Here is a 21,404-nt window from a genome sequence, read left to right on the forward strand (position 1 = left end):
CTCATTTATTTTTAGTTAAATAACGTATGCTAATTGTAAGGTAAAAACCGATTAATTAAGGAATTTAAGGACGTTACAGACATCGAACCGGAGTACAAATGATGAATACACTACGATTTAAAAAATTAGATGGCACTGCTACAGATATAGACAAAAGCGCAATTAACCAAGCCCTGTCAGGGGAGATCATCATGCCTGATGCAGAACATTATGATGAAGCCCGCGCGTTATGGAATGGCATGATTGATAAATTACCTGGCGTAATTGTGCGGGTTAGTAATGCGCAAGATGTTGTAAAAGCAGTAAATTTTGCCCGTAGTCATGGCATTTTGCTAGCTATCAAATCAGGCGGGCATAATATCGCTGGCAAGGCCTTAGCGGATGGCGGACTGGTGATCGATTTTAGCGCTATGCAAGAAGTGAAGGTGGATCCACTGCAAAAAACCATGAAAGTCGCGCCCGGCGCAACTTTAGCTGATGTGGATAGCGCCACTCAACAACATGGTTTAGTGGTGCCAACGGGCATTAATTCTACCACGGGCATTGCCGGATTAACTTTAGGTGGCGGCTTTGGCTGGACGACTCGTAAGTTTGGTTTGACTATCGATAGCCTGATTGCAGTAACCATAGTCACGGCAGCAGGTGACATCCTTAAGGCCAATGCGGACGAACACCCCGACCTGTTTTGGGCAGTCCATGGCGGCGGTGGCAATTTTGGCGTGATCACTGAGTTCGAATTTACCTTGCATCAGGCAGGCCCGGAAATACTAGCCGGTATGGTGGTACACCCATTCTCTGAAGCCAAAAATGTACTTGAACAATATCAAGCCATCGTTGACAAAGCCTCTGAAGATTTAACCTGCTGGATAGTCATGCGGAAAGCACCGCCCCTGCCCTTTTTGCCTGAAGAATGGCATGGCAAAGAAGTACTGGTAATGGCGATGTGTTATATAGGCGATATGGCACAAGGCCAAAAAGCAACAGAAGGTTTTAGAAAAATAGGTCAACCCATTGCCGAAGCAATCGGTCCCATGCCTTTTACAGCATGGCAGGCAGCCTTTGATCCTTTACTTACTGAAGGCGCCAGAAATTACTGGAAAAGCCTGGATTTCACTACCGTTAATAACAACGTCGTCACGGAAATTGAAAAAGCCATCATGACTTTACCCGGCAATGAGTGTGAAATTTTTATTGCCCATGTAGGTGGCGCGGTGACTAAAGTCGCACCACAGGATACCCCTTGGTTAAACCGTAAACCGCACTTTACCATGAACGTGCATACCCGCTGGCAAGACGCCACTGACGATGACATATTCCGTAACTGGGCGCGGCGGCTGCATAGCAACTTAACGCCTCATGCAATGGGCAGTATTTATGTAAACTTTATTCCTGAGGGAGATGACAATTGCATTGGCGAAGCCTATGGCACTAATTTTCCCAGACTCAAACAGATCAAACAACATTACGATCCGGGCAATTTATTCAGAGTTAACCAAAATATTGTGCCTTAAACTTTGTATTGATAACGCCGAACATCAAGTTCGGCGCTATTTCGTTTGAATGCTTTAAGTCGTTAGGCTGACTTACCATCGAAGTATTGCACAGGAATAGCGGCCACATCTAAGCCTTCAACACACCTGATATTTATTGCAGCCACCGCATTGCCTTGTGGATCAAGACCTTCACCGTAAGGGTGAATACCACAAGTTGAGCAAAAGCGATGTTTAATTGTGTGTTTATTAAATGTATAAGTTACGGCAGCTTCTTCTGGAGTGAGAAGTTGCAATTCAGAACGTGGTATAAAAATCAATAGCGAGCCTCGGCGCTCACAAATAGAGCAATTACAAGACAGCGCTTCTTTTATTTCACTATCAAATACGAAGGATACGTTTCCGCAATGGCAACTCGCTTGGTATTTCATTTCAATCTCCAGTTTAATTAATACATTACGATTGTGTGTACTCTCACGATAACTCATCGATGGCACTCAAGGTGTCACGCTAATCAGGTAGTTAACAATGAGATTAGCTAAAAAATATGCAACATGCAACCAAATGGTTGCATGTTGATGTGTAGCTGTGCTTAAATAATGACTTCCTGAATATACAGCCAATACTAGGACTGAATTATGCAAGATGTCATCCAGCGAGAAATTATCATTCATGCCACTAAAGAACGAATTTATGACTCGATAGCCAATCCTGAGTTAGTCGTCTTATGGTTTCCAGAAACACTCGAAGGTGACTACATGGTCGGCGAGCAGACAATTTTCGGATTCGGTGAGCATGGAAAAACGAGTGTATATATTGCGGATGCCAAGCCTTATGAATATTTTTCTTATCGTTGGGTTCCAGGGAGCCAGCACTTTGTTGGTGATGTGCTTAGTGTCGCCAATACCCTAGTGGAATTTCGTATTGAAGAACTGGCAGACAATTGTTGTAAAGTGACCCTGACAGAATCGGGCTTTAACCATTTACCACGCGAGTTTATGGAAGCATCTTTCCAACAAAATTCCGGCGGGTGGGAGTTTATGATAGCTCGCTTGGGCGACTATTTTACAGCTAATAAATGATTGAAGCGGATATTTACAAAGCACTGGGAGATCCCATTCGGCTTGAGATCATCAAGCGACTGACTCGTGGATCTCCTTACACGATCACCGAGCTCTCCGACAATCTGGGTATCTCTCGTCAAGGCGCCAGAAAACAAATTCAGGTTCTTGTATCGTCCAATCTGGTGCAACTTAAACCACAAGGTCGAGAAACCCAGGTCATTTTAGATACAGCGACGTTACAAATTGCGCGAAAATTTATCGCTAAACTGGAAAGTCAATGGGAACTCCGTCTTCACGCACTCAAACGGCTCACAGAAGATAAGACACAAAATTAATTGGCTTTGCTTGGCCATGACTTTGCTAAACCCTGAATGAGTTTATTTATCCCAGCGCCAGCCACACACCAACACCTATCAACAAACTACCGGCTATTCGGTTTAACCAGCGCAGGTTGTTGCCTTTATTAAGCAACAAACGTAAGGATTTTCCGCCACTGGCGTAAGCCAACATGCAGATAAACTCGCTGCACATTATAATGCCCACTAACACCGCTAGCTGAGTTGTGAGTGGTTTATCTAAACTTAAAAAAGGGGGTAATAAGGAGATCATAAAAGCCCAGCCCTTGGGGTTGGCGATGGCAGTAATAAAACCCTGAGAGATTAGTACCATGTTACTAGGATCAATTTTGGTATTTTTTAAGCTGTCGATATGAGTTTTAGCCACAAACATTTTTATCCCGACATAGGCTAAGTAAAAAGCGCCTAGCCATTTTAAGAAGGCAAATACCTGCGGGTAATTTAACATCATCGCAGCTACGCCAAGCACTGCAGCAATTGCCACGGTGGCAACACCCAATACCTCACCTAACATCATCCACAAAGTGCGTCTTACCCCCACACTCATGCCCAGTGTCATGGCTAAGGTCATACATAAACCTGGGGTAATCGAGACAAAAAAGAAGGTCGGAATAAACACCGCAAGTACTGCAATATCAGGCATAGGTAGTGATCTTTTAAACGAGTAACGAATGTAAAAATGGTGAGTTGCAGACTGGCTAGTTTACGCTAGCCAGTCATAGGGGTAAATGTACTTATTACACAACGACCTCAGCGGCAGAAGTACGTACTGTTAATAAACTGCTCAGGGCAGAGATAATCGAGGCCGTGCTATCTTGCGGCGAAAGAGCATAAAAACACTCCCACGCATGACTTTTATGCTCATTGTAATTTTCGGCTCTTTGTGGGTAGGTGGCTAAATAGGCCAAATTAACCGCATGGCCAATAGTTACATCAACCACTATAGCCTCATCAACTTTTAAGCTTGGATTCTGTGCAAAAAAGCTGGCTAGCGCATTTAAGGTTTCGATGGTTAATTGGCGATACTCGGCGGCTTGAATATTATTCAGCATGTGCTCGGTTAACAAGGCGAATGCGGCTTCGCCCGGCGTCATATCGCTGAGCACTACGCCGCTATTAATGCGATTACGTTTATCCATTTTGTTGCCTATCACTAGACCAGTTGTATGGTGCAATATCAGCCAAATTTGTTCGTTAAAGGCCGCTGAACGACGATCAATAATTCCCTGATGCTGACGCCACACTAACCAGCCATCGGTGGGTATTGCGAGCTGTTCAAGACCTAAATTTTGTTGCCAATTAAGGGTATCAGAGGAACCTTTGGCATGGAGTTTTTCCATTTTTTGCGGTAAATCAGCCAGGGATTGATAATCCTCTAATACCGCTTCTATACGTTCTTGAATAAGCGAAGGTGCCATGGCCATTAAACGTTCGTAGGCTTGATCAGATGTAATATTTTCTGCTCTAGCAATTTGACTACTCAGGAGAATAATCAAGTGACTGACTCGAATAGTCAGAAGCTCACTAAACAATTCAGGACGAGCTTTAATCAATAAACCAAGGCACAGTAAAACCTCTTGAGTAAGGATTTGATCTCTTACATCTTCGCGGCAATAAGTATGTATTTTGGCTAATAGCTCATCATCATTGAGCGGGCGTGAAATCAATGATTCATCACTATAAGCACGACCCACTTGAATGATTTTTTGGGCGACTAAGATAGCACTTACCGCCAGCCCCAAATCGCCATCTACCTTACCTAATAAACCTGATGCTTGGCGCAGAACCGACCATAAGCGTAAACGTCCAGCTTCACTATAAACCTTTTCCAATAAGTCACTCAAACGATAACAACGGTCACTAAAGGTGATGGTAGAGTTAAGTGTTTGTCGTTTCACCAACGTATTTAATAGGGCTATTTGCTCGTAGAGATTATCTGATTGTGCCAGTCGCTCAATTAATATTTGTGGATCACTGGCCAGATCAATTTCTAACTCTTGGGCTTGGGTTAATACACTGTGCTGGCCACAGCTGATCAAGGGACTTGCCTGTACTAATAAATCCGCCAGTGGTTTTTCTGGCAAGGCATAGCCATGTAACTCATCAATGCGCTCCATACTTGCAGTCGCGCTTAGTTGCGCCATTTTACCCAGTTTGACAGGAATGCCATCCACATAACCCGATTCAATTTGTTTAACTAAGTCATAAAAAGCGCTGCGATCAGCATCCAATAAATTACGCGTTAACAAAACCGTTACTGTGGGTCTACCCAGCTCAGTCCAGTTACGATGTAGGTAACTCAGTTCACTTTTAAATCTGCGTACCAAAAAATCCAGATCATAACTTAAGAAAAATTCTTGCTGCATAAACGACGGGGTTAAACAAACCACACGAGACTTACCCAACATATACACACGACTAGTGGTAAGACTTTTAGGTACTCGATACACCCTGCCTGTTAAGCCTAGACTATCGCAGCGGCCAATTTGTGCATGCACCATGGCGATGTCCTCTGGGCGGCATACTTTAACGGGTGCGATGTCACTGAGGGTTTCGCTGTTAACACCAAAACTACTGAGTTCCTGTTGCAGTTTTTGATCTTCAGCCAGAAACATCAATTGCACTACAGGTTGCATCAGGGGTTTTACATGGCGACGACCAAGCGGATCTAAATCTCCTGGACGTAACAAACCATCTTCGAGCATGCAACCGAGCAAAAATAAACTTTGCGCCCAGACTAAAGGCACGTTGTCATTGGCGATACGCTGCTGCGACCCAGGATTAAGTCTTTCCTGCTCGATGGATTCGAGAGGCACATAATACAGTTCGGGCAAAAGTTTATGACTATTTTGCTCCACCAGCACCTTGTCTAGCCTTGCACGATAGTGACTTATCTGCTCGCGATCATCACGAAAGATGGCATCCAAATACAAATAGGCATAAAACAAGGGCCACTCTGACTCGATATTTTCGAATTGTTTAAGCTCTTGCTCTTCGTAATGCAGGCGTCCTTCATCTTCCAGCATGGTTTGATGGCCATCACGCAAAAAACGTTTTAAACCGTAAGGGCCTTCAAGTTTGGCGATGATGTCATCACGGACTTTGTTAGCAAGGTTCTGGTCTGGCACGGTAAAAGCCGGAAATCCAATCACACTCAACAAAGCCGCATCAATTTCTTTGGTATTGGATTCACGGGGTAACATAGCAGCTAAGGTGATATTCGCTTGGGCAATATTGTCTGGTACCACATGAACAACTGAACTTTGACCACCTTTGGCACCATATAAATTAAAACCAGATAAGGCCTCTAACGCCGCTTTAGCCATGCCTAAAGAGCTAGCGTTTAGCTCTACACTGCCACTGTTACTTTTAGCGCCACGCTCCCAGATCCCAAAATCCGGGGTGCGATAAGCTCGCTCAATGTAGTACACCAAATTCTGCACAAAACAGACTTCTTCGTCGCTCCAGATAAGCTCTAAACCTGAGGCTATCATCTGGGTCAACATCAATAAAAATACCGAGGTGGCATCAATTTGCAAATGCCCCCACTCGTGATCCGCTACGACATTCTGACCTGTCGCGGTATCGTATTTAGCATGTAACGAATCAATGGGATTACGCGTTTTTTTAAAAGTTTCTACTTTGGCCGACTGCGCCATCATGGAGCGCAACAAAGCCCGCATCAGTTTTACCGTACGTTGTTGTAATTCATAACCACGGCCGCCGTCATCATCTAATTGACGATATGCTAAGGCCAAGCCCCATACGGCCAATATGCTGTATACGTTATCCCTCACCCATGCATCTTGATAATTGCCATGTACAGTGATGGCGGTACTGGCAGGCAATAGACCGGAAATAGGGTGTTGTTTATCCAAGATCACTGTTTTAATTTGTTGATGATAGCTATCCAGCTTGGTTCTGAGTGTGAGGTCTTGCATGGTTTATCCTGATTACTGGCATTGGAGGATGCGAAAAATTGTTGGCACCCTGAGAAGTTAGCACGACTATATTACATTGCTAAGGTTTAGTAACTTTTGATCTTTTGTTGGTATTAAGTAAAACAGACAGCAAAGAGTGCGCCATTAATCTAATTCCTTGGCAAACATCGTCGTTATTAGTTTGTCGATAAGAGCAACGGGGAGTTTTAATAAGGTTTGTATTAGCACAGATCTACAACACTAATAGCGACTCACATCTTGTTGTACCCACACTAGCAACACCTTGCACAAACAAAGTGCAGCGAGTGTGGTTGCCAGCAATCAACTCAGAATTTATAAGAAAGCTTGTGTTCAAAACCGAGAGCGAGGAACTTATTGTCAGGATTATTCTCTTTTTCAATTTGCGAATACCAAGCAAAGACCTTGGTATTATTGCCCAAAGGATAATCTAAACCGAGATTGAGGTTGGTATCGTCTTCTAAGGTTTGGTACTGCACTTTGTAAATTACATTGCCAGAATTAAAACTGTAACTCACCAAACCTCCCATTTGGCTTTCGCCGCCGTCAGCGGGCTCTTGTTGTTGTAACATACCACCAATCACATGCTGGCCTATCTTGTACTGCACACTGGCGCGGGTGGTATCAAAACCATTTACATCAAAGTCGTGGGCGATTGCCGCAAACAAAGGATATTTTTTCAGGTTTTCATCACCATAAAATACACCTGCAGACGTGGCAGAGTCACCCTGCGCACTTTTTTCAGCTTGATAAGTTACTTTAATATTAAAACCCTGATAAGAAGGGGAGCTATAACTGGCAACATCGCTCAGACGATTTTCACCTTTCCAGATTTTGGCTATATCACCTTCGTAATGGTTGTATAAATCGATTTTACCTTGCGCCATCCATAATGCGGTAAAATTGCGTCCCAAGGTCAACTCGCCAAAACCGCCACGTATACCTACATACTGAGGTCTTTCGGTTAAACTATCGTTGCCAGATTCTGCGGTAATATCTACTTTCCATTCGAGGCGATACACCACCGAAATACCATCCACAATCTGATAATCACCTTTCACACCAATCCATGAGTTATTACTTTTAATTTCACTAAAACGCCCATCACCTTTATCAGAGGATTGCGCATCTACATTCAGCTTGGCATAAAATTCACCTTGATTTTGCTCTTCTCCTAAGGCCTGCATACTCACTAGAGCCATCAAAGGTAATAATTTACTCAGATTCATCTTAGCCTCGCTTTGCAAATTCAGAATTATTAGCATATACCAAAAGTATTAAAACGCTTGGTTGATATAAAAAAATAGCTATTTAACTTTTAAAATCAAGATTGTAGGCACAAGCGAATTTGGCGAACTACACTCAAAAGGCAATTTTACATAATCAAGTTATAATCTTTGCAGCCGATGTATTTACATGGTTTATTTAAGGTTTAAGGGGTGTTATTTGTGACTACCAATGATTTATCAATTCGCTATAAATTTGCTATTCCTCTGTTTGCCATCACGTTAATGTTGATACTCATCACCGTATTAAGCATCTCGACCAACAACAAATTAACCAATAATGTGGATAGGCTGTCCGGCACTTTTATGAACGCCATTGAAGTGGCCCTAAATGCTGACAGAGATCTCTATCAGGCACTCACCGCGAGTCAAAATTATTTACTAAAAGTGGAGCGTGGGAATAACAGCGCAAATGCAGAAATAGATAGCTTTAATGAAAATGCCCAACAAGCCTTAGATCGTATGAACAAAGCCAGGCAACTCCTTTTGGATTATCCGCAAGTTGAACAATCCATCAAAAACTTTGAAAGTGACTACCGAACATGGTTAACCGAAGCCCGCAAAGTATTTACCATGGCCGATTCAGGCAAAGTCACTGAGGCCGCCGAATTTGGCAGCACTGAGGTTATCGAACATTTCGAAAGATTACGCAAAAATTATGATGTGATGGGCAGTAAGGCCAAAGAAGTTGCCGATGTCATTACGCAGGAAGCCAGAGATGCCAGCGATTCACAGCGAGTTATTTTGAATGTATTAATAGTGGTAACCCTCATAGTCTGTACCTTAAGCGTGATTTACGGTCCCAAATTAGTCACCACCCGCGTAGCTGAATTGAACAATGTGATCAGAACCATTAGCGAAGGTGAGGGAGATTTGCGTACTCGCCTAAACGCTAACGGTAAAGACGAGCTAGCGACTTTGGCTGGCACTTTTAATGGCATGATGTCAAAACTACAGAACTTGATTGTAATGGTAAAAAATGACGCGGTAACGCTCAATCAAGCGGTTAAAGATTTAAATGGCTCGGCTAGCCAAAATCAGTCTATTTCTGATGAACAATCCATTAATTTGCATCAAATATCCGATGCCTTAAACCAAATGGGACAAGCCATTCATGAGATAGCCCATAGCTCTCAAACCGCACAAAGTGAAACTGAAGAAGTCAAACAAAATACCACTATGTCGAGCAAAGTGGTGGATGAATCCGTAGTAAACATTAGTCACTTATCTGATGCCATTGCTCATGCTAAAGAAGTGATTGCAAAACTTGCTGTTGAGTCTCATCAGATTGTTCAGGTACTGGCGGTTATCCGCTCAATCGCCGATCAAACTAACTTATTAGCCTTAAATGCGGCAATTGAAGCCGCCAGAGCGGGCGAGCAAGGAAGAGGCTTTGCAGTTGTGGCAGATGAAGTAAGAACCCTTGCGAGTCGTACGCAAAAATCCACCGAAGATATTCAAAAGATGATTGCTGGTTTGGAGAAAGGAGTGGAAGAAGCGGTTACTGCCATCACCCTAGGTTCAACTCAGGTTGAAGATGTGGTCAACATGTCGCAACGTTTACACGACTCGCTCAAAGTAGTACATGCTTCGGTCAGCACCACTTCTGGCATCATTATTCAAATCGCCACAGCAACTGAAGAACAAAGTAAAGTGGTTGATGACATCAATCACACTATCGGAATGCTCAATGGTTTGTCACAACAAAGTAGTGAAGTCGTCAAACAAACCAATACGGTATCGAGCAATATTGCGTTACTTGCGAGTGGTTTGAATAATAATGTTGGGCGTTTTAAAGTTTAGTTGGCTACTCTCACTCCCCCAAAAATCACTTAGTACGGCAAAGGTTATAGAGTTGATTTCCTTTGCCGCCGCCGTGTAATTCCAATGATTTTGGGTAAATACTGTGACGTTTAATCTTGTCACTGTCGTTTGGTATTAAAAAACAAGGATGTTGTTTACCACCTCAGAATCTATATTCAATTGGCTGCGTAAAATACCCTGCCAACGTAAAGCAATATTCTGTAATTCACCATTTTCTGCGATCTCGCTAAAAGCCATCTGCCACTGCTTAACCAACTGGGGAGATGAGCCCTTAGACATCACGATATAGACCGATGCCTGATTAAGTACAAACACCGACTTAAAACGACTAGATTCTATCCCTAAAGAATTGGCCTGAATTAACAAGCCATGTTTTTCATACACAATCGCCTCTACCCGCCCTAGCTCTAACATTTGAATATTTTGTTTGTGCATCGTCACGGAATTGAGATTTTTGAAATTGGCATTGACTAACCACTCTTCACGCACATCGCCACGTACCACACCAATGCTCGACAAAACACGCAGGTCTTGTAAGGATCCAACACTAATATGCCTGTTTGCCATGGTAAAAACTTCCCACTTTTTATCCATCACCTTAGCTATCCAGTTAAAATGGGGTTCACGAGAAGGGGTCCGGGAAATGCTCATCAGCAGAGTATTGGGCTCGTCAGCCATAATATTCAGCCCACGCGCTTCAGGGATAAAGTTGATCCTTGCATGATGGTTAAGCGTCTTTTGCATGGCTTTAACAATATCAACCACATAACCATCTGGTTGATTGCTACTATCAATAAAGGCAGCCGGTGGCTCATCCACTGCCAGTATTTTTAGCTCTTGTGCATCTATGCCGCAAACAATCAAACTGAGTAATATTAGGATATGTCTCAAAAGCGCTACCAGTAAAATCTACACTTAGGTCATAAATGTAGATTGTTCACCGATATTAAGAAAGAAATTCTGTAATTTTGCATTCTTTGTGCAAAAAAAATGTAGCACTATTTTTTTACCCAAGCCCCATTCACCCAAACATAGTGACCAGCCAAGGTTTTAGCATAGGCTTTTTGCGCCGCGAGTTTTTCAACCTGCTCCACACTGATATTATTTTTTGCCGCGAGTTCCCGATAAATCTTTTGACGCTGCTGATTAATATCCTCTACCAGAGCCTGCACCCCTTTCTCAGCAACAATCTGCGCTAAATAACCATTATCTTTTTCACCCACCCAGCCATTTTGTTTAGCTTCATCTAATTCCAAGGCCATACTCATGGTACTGAATAGCACCGCAACTACGACAATAACGTTTCGTAACCAATTGATTTTCATAAAATACTCCTGACTTCGAATTAAAATAAGTTGCTGTCTTCGCTGAAAATATTATCCAGCTCTTTATCCACTTTTACGCGGATCTCATGATCAATTTTGACGTTTATATTAATGGTAATTGGCTCTTTAGTTTCAACCTGTACGGTGTGAGTACAAGCTGTCATTAATATAAACATCGGCATCACTAGATAGTATTTCATTGCTTAGCTCCTTTGCTGATGTTCTGTTCAATTTTGTCCTGAATATTATTTGTCACTCTAAGTGTTTCCAACAGGGTAAACAGATTTTCTTGATGGGTGTAATTAAAATTTACTGCCTGTTTTTTATCTGGATTTTGCCCATAAAAAGCCAAGTCTAAATATAACCATCCATCAGGTTTTAAGGTAACCTTACTGGCTAACTGACTAAAATGATAATTTTCTAAAAATCCTAACTCTCCTTGCTGCTGTTTAATGCTGTCAAATGCAGGGTTACCCTTAATCGTTAATATACCACCGCCCTGACTCACTACCTTACCCTCGTCTATCCCTACTGTTTGTTTGTTACTATTCACTGGCAATTTACCACCGATATGACCGGTAATACTGATGCCAGGTTGATCTTGTAAGGCAACAATTTGCGCCAAATCAATGTTTTCTAGCACCACATCAATATGTTGTTCACGTCCATCTAACCAAACATCTTTAAGCCTAAACTGCCCACCAAGGGTATTGCCGTTGATATTTTCAAGTTTTAAAGCTGTATTTTGTGTTAACAAGGTGGCAGTAATATGTTCAATAGGTAAACCCACATTTAATAAATTTAGCCGCAGTGTAGATGCGCCCAACTGAAGCCCGGCTGAACTAATACTGATTGGCGACTGGCTCGACAAACCACTAAACAAATATTCTGCATAACGCCCACTGACATCATCGAGTTTCACATCAGCTGCAACATCAAGTTCACTATTTTGTGAGTTGAGCGTGGTAACTACCCTTGCATTTAACTTGCCCTGTGTGAGAGTAAGATCAGGACTGAGTTGTCGAATCAAAGGCTGTAAATCGGTGACATTTTGCTGCTCAACCAACAAACTTACATGTTGCTGCTGTTGTTCTACCTCTGCCTTCAACGAGTTTTCCAACAAGATTTTATGGTGTGAAAAAGAGTTATCTAGCGTAAATCCTGTCTTACCCTGATGCTCAAAACTAAGCGTTTTTAACAATAAAGGTTTGTCAGTCATTTCAATAACAAGGTTAGTGGCCTTAGTCTGCCCAGAAAACTCTGCACTATTGCGCTTTAATAATTTGGCATTTAGTTGATTGTTAACTTTACTAAGTTTAATACCTTCAAGCTGAATGGCGTCGAGTTGAGTACCTAAAGTAAACTGCAAGTCATCTACATTGTCACCCAACACTTGTATTTGATTATTGAGTTTTACAACTTGTACATCGTTGCTGTGTAACTTGCTTAACACGCTATCAACATGCAAATTGACTTGACTAAAGCTATCTATACCATCGTCAAAAGGTGTTGCGGATAACATCGCACTAAAACTTATTTGGTTGTCTAACTGAGCAGCCTTAAACAACTTATAGCTTGGCTGTTGCACCATATTATCGAGCTTAATCTGCAGTGTATTCTCTGGATTAATCGACATATCTAACTGGCTGTGCAACTTAGTCAAAGCAAGTTCAAAACCTATAACGGTATCAGCCTGCAAATCAGCACTCAACTGGATACCAGTGGCCTGACTGCCACTTAACTTAATATCTGCCGTTAGCTGAGTCAGCGATATATTATCCTTGCTCAGTTGGTGCACGTTTAAATGTGATAACCCATCAATAAGTGTCCATTGTAAAGCGCTGAGTGGCAGGTTTTCTGGCAGGACAGCGTGTAGTTGCCCTGTACTGTTTAACTCTAATTTTCCTGAGGAAAACTCAAATACACTTAACTGCTGCTTTATGCTGAGATTATACGCAAGCTCGATGACACCCTTAAATGTGTAGCGAAGATCCTGCAGCAACAATTGTTTTTCTAGCATGTGAGTAGTTAGCTGTAACTCTGGGAGCGTAATATGTTGAAAATCAAGATATACCGGCTTAGGCACACTAAAATCAAAACGTTGTAACTGTAGGTCTGCTAAAGGTTTTGGCAAGGCTTCACACTCACTCAGATCAATGGTGTTGTGCATAGCACTTAAATCAATATTCACATAAGGCGTCACAAGTAGTTCGGGCAGGCTAGTATCGAAGCTGCCTTGCATTTGCAGATGTGTACTACAGTTTGGCAATACTAGCCGTAAATCCACATTAACATCATGTTTTGCCCTGAGCTGGCGGCCATCAAAATCAATACGACTAACAAATTTTGCGTTGTCTGCGACATCATCCGTCAACCAGTTAATATGTTGTTGCTGAAAGGTTTGGGCAAGCGGCAGGGTTTTTATTACATCAGCTAAAGTCCATTCTATCTCAGCCTGCCAGATCTTATTTTGCAGTCGTATATTTGCGGTAATATCGCCACTTAGCACTAAAGTCGCGGCATTATCTAAGCTCACCGCCACTTGTATTTCTTTGGCCAGTAAGGGCGAGATTAAACGTAGTTTTTCTATTGAAACTGTGGGTAGATTGGCGGGTAATTGGAAATCTGTTAGCGCTGGGCTTGTTGATGGTTCAACAGGAGCGAGAGGCTTATCGACATGTTGTAAATACACACTACTGATCATTACGCTGTTTGCACTGCGTAACCACGTTGCATTATCTAAATTAAGTAGTAGATTTGGCAGTTCAATGCACAGTTTGTTGACTTGAATATTAGCTTGCCAATCAAAATCCAAGTCGAGACAGTTAACTTGTAATTGTTGCTCTTGGGTAATATGTTCAAGAATAATTTTGCCTAGGGTATTGCGCAGCAAATAAGCACCAGCCAATAAAATAACCAACAAAAAACACAAACCAAGTAAGGCAATTAAGCCTTTTTTATGGTTTCTATTTTTTCCAATGTTAGCCAGTAAATTATTCACTTCCCTACCCAATTAAGCTGCATAAGGCTCCTGTGTCCATATCATATCGGTTTTACAATTAAAGTATTGCTAATAGCCAATAAAAAGTTTGCATTTAATGATTACAGGTGTAATCTAAACACATTGACTACACTTGTAATCGGAAAGGCAATGATCGAAATAAGCAAAACTGAATTTGAAGTAATGGATGCCTTATGGCAAGGCTATCCGGCATCCGCCAGCGACATCATTGAACGTCTTAATCAAGGCAAAGACTGGCATGAAAAAACCGTAAAAACCTTGTTGAGCCGCTTGGTTACTAAACAAGCCATCGACTATGAAAAACAGCAACGCAGTTATTTGTACTTTCCCTTAGTTGAGAAAAGTGCCTATCTGGCCAATGAAAGCACCAGCATCGTCAGTCGTTTATTTGCCGGTAGAGTTGCGCCCTTAGTGGCGGGATTTGCCAATAGCGAAAACTTATCAAGACAGGATGTTAACGAACTAAAAGCCTTGATCGACCAATGGGAGAAAGACAATGGCTAACTGGATACTGACACAACAAATCGTCTTGAGCATTAGTTTGATTTTACTGTTAGTAAGCGAAAAACTAGCACTCAAACAACTTGGCACTCGGCGCTTCTATCACTTGTGGTGGCTGTTACCCCTTGCCTTATTAGTAAACAACTTGCCGCATAATTTTGTGCAATTTACTGATCCTAATATATATCAGTACCTCGTTAAATTTGAGCAAGGTACACAAAGCTTTGCGTCTCTCATAAACTGGCAATTTATCTGGCTAAGTGGTGTTGTGGTTGTCATCTTGGGTGCCGTGTACAGCCAGTGGAAAATATCCTCTTTTACGCAGTCAGAATTTGATCGCAGCCAGTTAGCCTTAAGTATGCCAGACGGTTTACGGGTGGTTGAAATATCCCAGTGCCACTCACCGCTGTTACTGGGTTTGTTGCGTCCCACGCTCGTGTTACCCACTGGGTTTCAACAGCAATTTAGCCCCTTGCAGCAGCAACTCATTTTACAACATGAATTAGTTCATTATCACCGCGCCGACAACCTGTTTAATGCCCTTGCAGTCATCTTTGTTGCGGTTTTTTGGTTCAATCCCTTGGTTTGGCTAGCTTACCCTGCATTTCGGCGCAGCCAAGAATTAGCTTGTGATCACACTGTTTTAGTCAACAAAAACAAAAACGAAAAAATCGCCTACAGCAAAGCCTTGCTGTTATGCCTTGCCCACCCAAACCAAACTTTTTCACTGTACTCACAATATGGAGCAAAACACGCTATGTTAAACAGAATAGAAGCCATCAAACATAATCCACCCAGCAAAACCCGTTCAACTCTATTAACCTTAATCTTGTCTGTCAGTTTGCTAAGCGGCATAACACTGGCGAATCAACAAACGCCCACCGTCAACACAAACAAGGTTAATGAAGCCAGCCCAGTCCTGCGTATCGAACCCAAATATCCCATTGCGGCGGCTCAGCAAAATATTGAAGGTTCAGTACTATTACAATTTGATATCAATCAGGATGGCTCAACCGCTAATATTAAGGTCATCAAAGCTGAGCCTGAGCATACCTTTGATAAAGTAGCGATCACGGCCTTAGAACAGTGGCGCTATAAACCACAGATAATCGGTGGCCAGCCACAGTTGCAAGCCAATTTGTTAGTGCAATTAGATTTTAGGATGGATGAACATTCAAGTCAGATTAAACCACTGATTGAGGGGATCAAGGTACTCAACTAACACAGCTACATATTTCCCTAATCAGTTGCCTTAGTACTAAGGCAACTGAGCTGAATATACTTTACCTATCTGCTGCAATAACTCAGGGTCTGAATCAATGTTCGCGGCTAAATACAAATCATGAATCCAAGTAGGCTCAGAATAACTAATACTCACCATAGCAGGATCAAGTTGTTGCGCGGCCAAAGCTAATTTAACCGATTGTATATCAGTAAATAAAAAATCTATCTTGCCATTAAGTAATAAAGAAATTTGTTGTTCTAGTGTGGCAACTACAAACAAATTTTTATCTATGGTAAAACCGAGCTCGATCAGTAGTTCATAAGCATAACCATCACGTACTGCGGCTGTAACATAATTTTTTGCGTCGGCGATACTGCTGAGATTTTGTTTGTTGTTACTCAATGAAATAAAACTATTGCCAATTTGGCCAAGTCTTTTTATCCAAAAAAAGTAGGGCTCACGCTCCGCGGTGCGATTCATGGAATAGATTAGGGTATTAGGTGTTGTTTTAACGGTATTGTAAGCTCTGGCCCAAGGCACAACATGAATGTCATAACTAAGCTGAGCATCCGCCAATAACTGCTCCACTTGCTCGGTCGCAGTGCCAACAAGTTGCTTAGCCACCATAATTTGGAAGGGGGGTAATATTTCAGTATAAACCTCAACATGCTGGGCAAATACGCTATGGTGGAAGAGCACAATCGCTACAGCCACCTTACGTATTATTATGTTGAGGTTGATCATTTTCAAAAACGTTTGTTCCTTAAAATGCTTGGCGTAATGCTGTTTACCAAACCATACCATCACCCACCAGTTTCACGCCATTTGAGCGTTAAATCAAGTCTCTACTAGCAATCTCTATTAACAATAAAGCCGGCATGACGCCGGCTTATGTAAGCTAAATACTGACCCGTTTATAAGGGCGATATTCGGGCAACCAAAAGTTTTTCTCAATCCGCTCTAATAAAACTTCGTCAGGTACTTCCAGCGCCAAACCTTGTTGAATGGCAATTTTACCCACTTCAAAAGCGATTTTTTTGCTTAGATTCGCTATTTCGCGCAAGGGTGGTAATAAAGAACCTTCGCCATTAAGCGCCAAAGGTGAGGCATTAGCTAAAGCAGCGCTGGTGGCCATTAACATTTCATCGCTAATCAGACTCGCTTTGGCTGCAATCACACCAAGGCCAATACCAGGGAAAATATAACTATTGTTACACTGGGCGATATGGAACGTTTTGCCTTTGTATTCTGCTGGTTTAAATGGGCTACCTGTGGCAATAATCACCTCGCCATCAGTCCATTCGATAACTTGTTGTGGCGTTGCTTCAACCTGACGAGACGGGTTACTTAAAGGAAATATAATGGGAACGGCGCAGTGTTGTTTCATACCGCGAATTACTTGCTCGGTAAAGAGTCCCGCTTGTCCGGATACACCAATAAGTACATCGGGTTTTGCGCAGTTAATTACATCTAATAACGCGGGAAATTCACCACTATATGACCAGCTTGCTAGTGCTTCATTACTTTGACAAAGTCGCTGCTGGAAATCACGCAAGCCCTGCATGTCTTCGGCTAATAAACCAAAGCGATCAACCATAAATACTTGACTACGGGCCTGTGCATCGGAAATTCCTTCACTGCACATTTGTTTAATTATTTGCTCAGCGATACCACAACCTGCCGAACCTGCTCCAACAAACACCACATTGAGCTTGGATAATTGAGTATTTTTGCTTTTACAAGCGGCTAAAATAGTGCCTACAGTTACCGCTGCAGTACCTTGAATGTCATCATTAAAACAACATACTTTGTCACGATAACGCTCCAAAATAGGCATGGCGTTGGGCTGAGCAAAATCTTCAAACTGCAACATCACTTCTGGCCAGCGACGTTGCACGGCTTGAATAAACATATCCACAAACTCATCATATTCAGCCTGCCCAATACGTTTATGCCGCGCGCCCATGTACATTGGGTCGGCCAAGAGCTTTTCGTTATTAGTTCCCACATCTAACATAACAGGTAAGGTGTAAGCAGGGCTAATACCGCCACATGCCGTATATAGCGATAACTTACCTATGGGAATACCCATGCCGCCTATACCTTGGTCACCCAAACCTAAAATGCGCTCACCATCCGTGACGACAATGACCTTTACTTTACGCTTGGTGGCATTGCGCAAGATATCGTCCATTTGATGGCGTTCTGAATAGGAAATAAACAGGCCACGAGAACTACGGTAAATATCCGAAAACTGCTCACAAGCATCCCCCACGGTAGGGGTATAAATGATCGGCATCATTTCATCAATATGTTGTTTGATTAGGCGGTAATACAAAGTCTCATTGTTGTCTTGAATTGCACGTAAATAAATATGTTTATTGATCGGCTCTTCAAAGCTGGAGTACTGCATATAGGCACGACTCACTTGCTCTTCAATTGTTTCATAACGCGGCGGAATTAAACCGGTTAAATTGAAAGCAACTCGTTCAGTGGCGCTGAATGCACTGCCTTTGTTAAGTAAGGGAGTTTCCAACAATGAGGGGCCGGAATGGGGAATATACAAAGCACTTTTGGTTGCTTTATCTGTCATGTTATTTTGTCCTGTCGTATTTTTCGCCCTAACACTGCTTATAAAATGTTTATATCAGTGTAGGGCTTGCATAGTTTTTATTGTTTTGAACGTTATTTAAAATATCTCTTCTGCGGCTTGTTTGGTGTCATCATCGCCGCTGTCAATAATTTCGCTTTCAGCCACAAAAACCTGTGGTTCGCTGCCTTCAACAAAATATTCAAACATCGAGGTTTTGTCGGTACGACTGGTTAACTTGCCAGAGTTTCTGTCGATACGTACCGTTACCAAGTCAGTAGGCATGGGCAATTGATGCTCAGGCACCCCATCTAGCGCTTGTTGCATAAACCTGATCCACGCTGGTTGCGCCGCTACTGCACCAGCTTCAGTTTCGACCATGGCATTACCGATATAATTGTATTTTTCAGGGTTTTTATTGACTAGATTACGGTTAGCCGATGCTCTACCTAAACGCCTGTTACTATCATCAAAACCAACCCAAGCTGTAGCAACTAAATCCGGTGTGAAACCGCTGAACCAGGTATCTCGCACGTCATTTGTGGTACCGGTTTTTCCAGCGACATCTTCACGTTTAAGCAGCAAAGCTGTACGCCATCCGGTGCCTCGATTTTCCCAACGCCCATTAATACTCACGGCTGAACGCATCATTTCGGCCACTAAAAAAGCATTTTCGGCACTGATCACTCTCGGTGCTTGGCGCTTTGTTTTTTGCTGACTAACAGGTGTTTGATGCAAACCAAACTCGGCCGCTAACATCGCTTCAACATCGGTTTCAGTTGGCTCTGCGATACTATCAGTTTCTTCGGCTTGCTTATCACAAGGGTCACAAGCGTAGGCGGGATCGACTTGCCACAACAACTTGCCGTAATCATCTTCAATGCGCTGAATAAAATGGGCTTGAATTAAAAAACCACCATTGGCGATGGTTGCCATAGCGGTCACAACTTCTAAGGGGGTATGAGAGCCAGAGCCTAAAGAAACTGTTTCATCGTTGGGAATATCAGCCAAATTAAAGCCAAAACGTGCTAAATGTTTTTCAACTAAATTAACGCCCAAAGCTCTGACTAAACGCACAGATACGACGTTTTTAGATTTAGTTAATGCCTCGCGCAAACGAATTGGTCCATCATATTCAGCAGGCGAGTTTTCAGGACGCCAAGCTGTGCCAGTGCCGGCTTCCCATTGGGTAATCGGTGCGTCGTTGATGATGCTAGCAAGGGTATATCCATTATCTAACGCAGCAGAATAAATAAAGGGCTTGATGTTAGAGCCAACCTGACGTTTAGCCTGAGTAGCGCGATTAAATTGACTTTGATAAAAGCTATAACCACCGACTACGGCCTGGGCGGCACCATTATGCGGGTCGAGCGCGATAAAGGCGCTACTCGCCTCTGGGTACTGGGCTAATTGCCAATGCTGATCATCTTCACGCTGACGGATTAAAATAAATGCGCCTGCTTTTAAAATATCACTGGCAACCTTAGGTTCAGGGCCTTGTTTAGTATCATTAATAAAGGGACGGGCCCAATCCAAGCCTTCCCAATCGATAGTGCGGTACTGACCTTGTTTATCAAATACCACAATATCCTGTTCGTTAACTTTTACCACTATCGCGGCATGCAAAGATTCAAAAGTAGGATAATCGGCTAATAACTCGGACATTTGTTGTTCTGACCATTGTTTAGGATCAGTACCTGTTATTTTTTCATCGTCTTCTTCAGTAGAGGGGGCCTTATTCGCCTCGCTATTTTCCCACAGCTGACGAATGGGTCCATGATATCCATGACGTTCATCATAGTCGTGTAAATTACGCTGCAAGGCTTGTTGGGCAGCTATTTGCAAATTTGAGGGGACGGTTGAAAACACTTGATAACCACCGGTTTCAGCCTCTTCTTTGCCATAGATACTGATCATTTCATTATAAATATGGTCAGCCAAATACGGCGCATCTAATTCAATTTCGGCACCATGGCGTTTGGCACTCACAGGAGCCGCCGCCGCTTCGTCAAATTCAGCTTGATTGATATACCCCTCATCTAACATACGCAACAGCACTATACGCCGACGCACAACAGCTCGATCAGGGCGGCTGATGGGATTTAATACCGAAGGCGCCTGTGGCAAACCAGCAATGGTAGCAATTTGTGCCAGAGTCAGTTCATTCACCGTTTTACCGTAATAAACCTGAGCAGCCGCACCAAAACCAAAGGCTCTATGGCCTAATTCGACTTTATTTAGATATAACTCTAAAATTTCATCTTTAGTCAGTACTTGCTCCATGTGCCAAGCGATGACTATCTCTCTGATTTTACGTATATAGTGTTTATCACGGGTTAAGAAAAAGTCTCGGGCCAGCTGCATTGTCAAGGTACTGCCGCCTTGACCTTTTTCACCGGTTAAAACTAAATTAACCAAAGCGCGCATCATGCCGATAGGATCTATACCCGGATGATCGTAAAAACGACTATCCTCAGTAGCAATAACCGCTTGAATGAGTTTAGGTGACACCTCAGATAATTTAAGCGGGATCCGACGTTTTACGCCATACTGCGAGATGAGCATACCATCCTGAGTATATATACGCATTGGTGTTTGTAGGCGCACATCTTTTAATACATCAACGCTGGGCAGATCGGCTTTGATATAAAAATAGGTACCTATAACAAGGACAAGGCCGAGTAAAAACAAGGCAGAAACACTGATTATTAATGGTTTTATATACTTCACGAACTAAGGATACCAAGGTAACTTTGCAAAAA

The 21,404-nt window shown here is 42.6% G+C and carries 17 protein-coding genes; 6 read left to right on the forward strand and 11 right to left on the reverse strand.

What is annotated here, in order from left to right:
• Nucleotides 1-98: 98 nt before the first annotated feature.
• Complete coding sequence (locus tag AX660_RS10620) at nucleotides 99-1,511, forward strand: FAD-binding oxidoreductase (protein ID WP_235594717.1); 1,413 nt, start codon at nucleotides 99-101, stop codon at nucleotides 1,509-1,511.
• A gap of 62 nt (nucleotides 1,512-1,573) precedes the next feature.
• On the opposite strand, the gene AX660_RS10625 is transcribed toward AX660_RS10620, so the two are convergent.
• Complete coding sequence (locus tag AX660_RS10625) at nucleotides 1,574-1,978, reverse strand: GFA family protein (RefSeq protein WP_235594718.1); 405 nt, start codon at nucleotides 1,976-1,978, stop codon at nucleotides 1,574-1,576.
• Between the two features lie 150 nt (nucleotides 1,979-2,128).
• Here AX660_RS10625 and AX660_RS10630 point away from each other — a divergent pair, with 150 nt between their 5' ends.
• Together AX660_RS10630 and AX660_RS10635 are read left to right on the forward strand one after the other, a co-directional pair.
• Nucleotides 2,129-2,572 (forward strand): SRPBCC family protein, encoded by a 444-nt coding sequence (locus AX660_RS10630; protein WP_068376279.1) that lies wholly within the window; start codon nucleotides 2,129-2,131, stop codon nucleotides 2,570-2,572.
• Nucleotides 2,569-2,889: an ArsR/SmtB family transcription factor gene (locus tag AX660_RS10635; RefSeq protein WP_068376281.1), complete on the forward strand. Its 321-nt coding sequence runs from the start codon at nucleotides 2,569-2,571 to the stop codon at nucleotides 2,887-2,889. The genes AX660_RS10630 and AX660_RS10635 overlap by 4 nt, the downstream gene beginning before the upstream one ends.
• 46 nt (nucleotides 2,890-2,935) lie before the next feature.
• Here AX660_RS10635 and AX660_RS10640 read toward each other — a convergent pair whose 3' ends face one another.
• The 3 genes from AX660_RS10640 to AX660_RS10650 all read right to left on the reverse strand — a co-directional run bounded on the left by AX660_RS10640 (nucleotide 2,936) and on the right by AX660_RS10650 (nucleotide 8,098).
• Nucleotides 2,936-3,553: a LysE family translocator gene (locus AX660_RS10640; RefSeq protein ID WP_068376283.1), complete on the reverse strand. Its 618-nt coding sequence runs from the start codon at nucleotides 3,551-3,553 to the stop codon at nucleotides 2,936-2,938.
• Nucleotides 3,554-3,647: 94 nt separating this feature from the next.
• Complete coding sequence (locus tag AX660_RS10645; RefSeq protein ID WP_068376285.1) at nucleotides 3,648-6,851, reverse strand: glycoside hydrolase family 15 protein; 3,204 nt, start codon at nucleotides 6,849-6,851, stop codon at nucleotides 3,648-3,650.
• Between the two features lie 326 nt (nucleotides 6,852-7,177).
• Complete coding sequence (locus AX660_RS10650; RefSeq protein WP_068376287.1) at nucleotides 7,178-8,098, reverse strand: porin; 921 nt, start codon at nucleotides 8,096-8,098, stop codon at nucleotides 7,178-7,180.
• A 219-nt stretch (nucleotides 8,099-8,317) separates the two neighbouring features.
• Here AX660_RS10650 and AX660_RS10655 point away from each other — a divergent pair, with 219 nt between their 5' ends.
• The gene (locus AX660_RS10655) at nucleotides 8,318-9,958 is read left to right on the forward strand and encodes a methyl-accepting chemotaxis protein (RefSeq protein WP_068377102.1); all 1,641 of its coding nucleotides are present in this window, start codon (nucleotides 8,318-8,320) and stop codon (nucleotides 9,956-9,958) included.
• A gap of 135 nt (nucleotides 9,959-10,093) precedes the next feature.
• On the opposite strand, the gene AX660_RS10660 is transcribed toward AX660_RS10655, so the two are convergent.
• The 4 genes from AX660_RS10660 to AX660_RS10675 all read right to left on the reverse strand — a co-directional run bounded on the left by AX660_RS10660 (nucleotide 10,094) and on the right by AX660_RS10675 (nucleotide 14,305).
• Nucleotides 10,094-10,870 (reverse strand): substrate-binding periplasmic protein, encoded by a 777-nt coding sequence (locus AX660_RS10660; protein WP_068376289.1) that lies wholly within the window; start codon nucleotides 10,868-10,870, stop codon nucleotides 10,094-10,096.
• 107 nt (nucleotides 10,871-10,977) lie between these two features.
• Nucleotides 10,978-11,304 (reverse strand): YdbL family protein, encoded by a 327-nt coding sequence (locus AX660_RS10665; RefSeq protein WP_068376291.1) that lies wholly within the window; start codon nucleotides 11,302-11,304, stop codon nucleotides 10,978-10,980.
• A gap of 20 nt (nucleotides 11,305-11,324) precedes the next feature.
• A complete protein-coding gene (locus AX660_RS10670; protein WP_068376293.1) occupies nucleotides 11,325-11,504 on the reverse strand; it encodes a YnbE family lipoprotein in 180 nt (59 codons plus the stop codon).
• The gene (locus AX660_RS10675) at nucleotides 11,501-14,305 is read right to left on the reverse strand and encodes an intermembrane phospholipid transport protein YdbH family protein (protein ID WP_068376294.1); all 2,805 of its coding nucleotides are present in this window, start codon (nucleotides 14,303-14,305) and stop codon (nucleotides 11,501-11,503) included. The genes AX660_RS10670 and AX660_RS10675 overlap by 4 nt, the downstream gene beginning before the upstream one ends.
• Before the next feature lie 150 nt (nucleotides 14,306-14,455).
• On the opposite strand from AX660_RS10675, the gene AX660_RS10680 reads away from it, so the two are divergent.
• Nucleotides 14,456-14,830, forward strand: coding sequence for a BlaI/MecI/CopY family transcriptional regulator (locus AX660_RS10680; protein WP_068376295.1), 375 nt, complete (start codon nucleotides 14,456-14,458; stop codon nucleotides 14,828-14,830).
• Nucleotides 14,823-16,049, forward strand: coding sequence for a M56 family metallopeptidase (locus AX660_RS10685; protein ID WP_068376296.1), 1,227 nt, complete (start codon nucleotides 14,823-14,825; stop codon nucleotides 16,047-16,049). Before AX660_RS10680 ends, AX660_RS10685 begins: the two co-directional genes overlap by 8 nt.
• Nucleotides 16,050-16,085: 36 nt before the next feature.
• Here AX660_RS10685 and AX660_RS10690 read toward each other — a convergent pair whose 3' ends face one another.
• The 3 genes from AX660_RS10690 to AX660_RS10700 form a co-directional block, all read right to left on the reverse strand.
• Nucleotides 16,086-16,802 carry a substrate-binding periplasmic protein gene (locus AX660_RS10690; RefSeq protein ID WP_157884323.1) on the reverse strand — a complete coding sequence of 239 codons (717 nt, stop codon included), beginning with the start codon at nucleotides 16,800-16,802 and terminating at the stop codon, nucleotides 16,086-16,088.
• Between the two features lie 148 nt (nucleotides 16,803-16,950).
• The gene (locus AX660_RS10695; RefSeq protein ID WP_068376299.1) at nucleotides 16,951-18,645 is read right to left on the reverse strand and encodes an NAD-dependent malic enzyme; all 1,695 of its coding nucleotides are present in this window, start codon (nucleotides 18,643-18,645) and stop codon (nucleotides 16,951-16,953) included.
• Nucleotides 18,646-18,741: 96 nt separating this feature from the next.
• Complete coding sequence (locus AX660_RS10700) at nucleotides 18,742-21,372, reverse strand: penicillin-binding protein 1A (RefSeq protein WP_068376301.1); 2,631 nt, start codon at nucleotides 21,370-21,372, stop codon at nucleotides 18,742-18,744.
• Nucleotides 21,373-21,404: the final 32 nt, after the last annotated feature.

The organism is Paraglaciecola hydrolytica (assembly GCF_001565895.1).
Classification (GTDB): domain Bacteria; phylum Pseudomonadota; class Gammaproteobacteria; order Enterobacterales; family Alteromonadaceae; genus Paraglaciecola; species Paraglaciecola hydrolytica.

Bases quoted from the DNA above. Each gene is read 5' to 3' on its own strand.
- AX660_RS10620 (WP_235594717.1), top strand. From the start codon at position 99: ATGATGAATACACTACGATTTAAAAAATTAGATGGCACTGCTACAGAT.
- AX660_RS10625 (WP_235594718.1), bottom strand. From the start codon at position 1,978: ATGAGTTATCGTGAGAGTACACACAATCGTAATGTATTAATTAAACTG.
- AX660_RS10630 (WP_068376279.1), top strand. From the start codon at position 2,129: ATGCAAGATGTCATCCAGCGAGAAATTATCATTCATGCCACTAAAGAA.
- AX660_RS10635 (WP_068376281.1), top strand. From the start codon at position 2,569: ATGATTGAAGCGGATATTTACAAAGCACTGGGAGATCCCATTCGGCTT.
- AX660_RS10640 (WP_068376283.1), bottom strand. From the start codon at position 3,553: ATGCCTGATATTGCAGTACTTGCGGTGTTTATTCCGACCTTCTTTTTT.
- AX660_RS10645 (WP_068376285.1), bottom strand. From the start codon at position 6,851: ATGCAAGACCTCACACTCAGAACCAAGCTGGATAGCTATCATCAACAA.
- AX660_RS10650 (WP_068376287.1), bottom strand. From the start codon at position 8,098: ATGAATCTGAGTAAATTATTACCTTTGATGGCTCTAGTGAGTATGCAG.
- AX660_RS10665 (WP_068376291.1), bottom strand. From the start codon at position 11,304: ATGAAAATCAATTGGTTACGAAACGTTATTGTCGTAGTTGCGGTGCTA.
- AX660_RS10670 (WP_068376293.1), bottom strand. From the start codon at position 11,504: ATGAAATACTATCTAGTGATGCCGATGTTTATATTAATGACAGCTTGT.
- AX660_RS10680 (WP_068376295.1), top strand. From the start codon at position 14,456: ATGATCGAAATAAGCAAAACTGAATTTGAAGTAATGGATGCCTTATGG.
- AX660_RS10685 (WP_068376296.1), top strand. From the start codon at position 14,823: ATGGCTAACTGGATACTGACACAACAAATCGTCTTGAGCATTAGTTTG.
- AX660_RS10695 (WP_068376299.1), bottom strand. From the start codon at position 18,645: ATGACAGATAAAGCAACCAAAAGTGCTTTGTATATTCCCCATTCCGGC.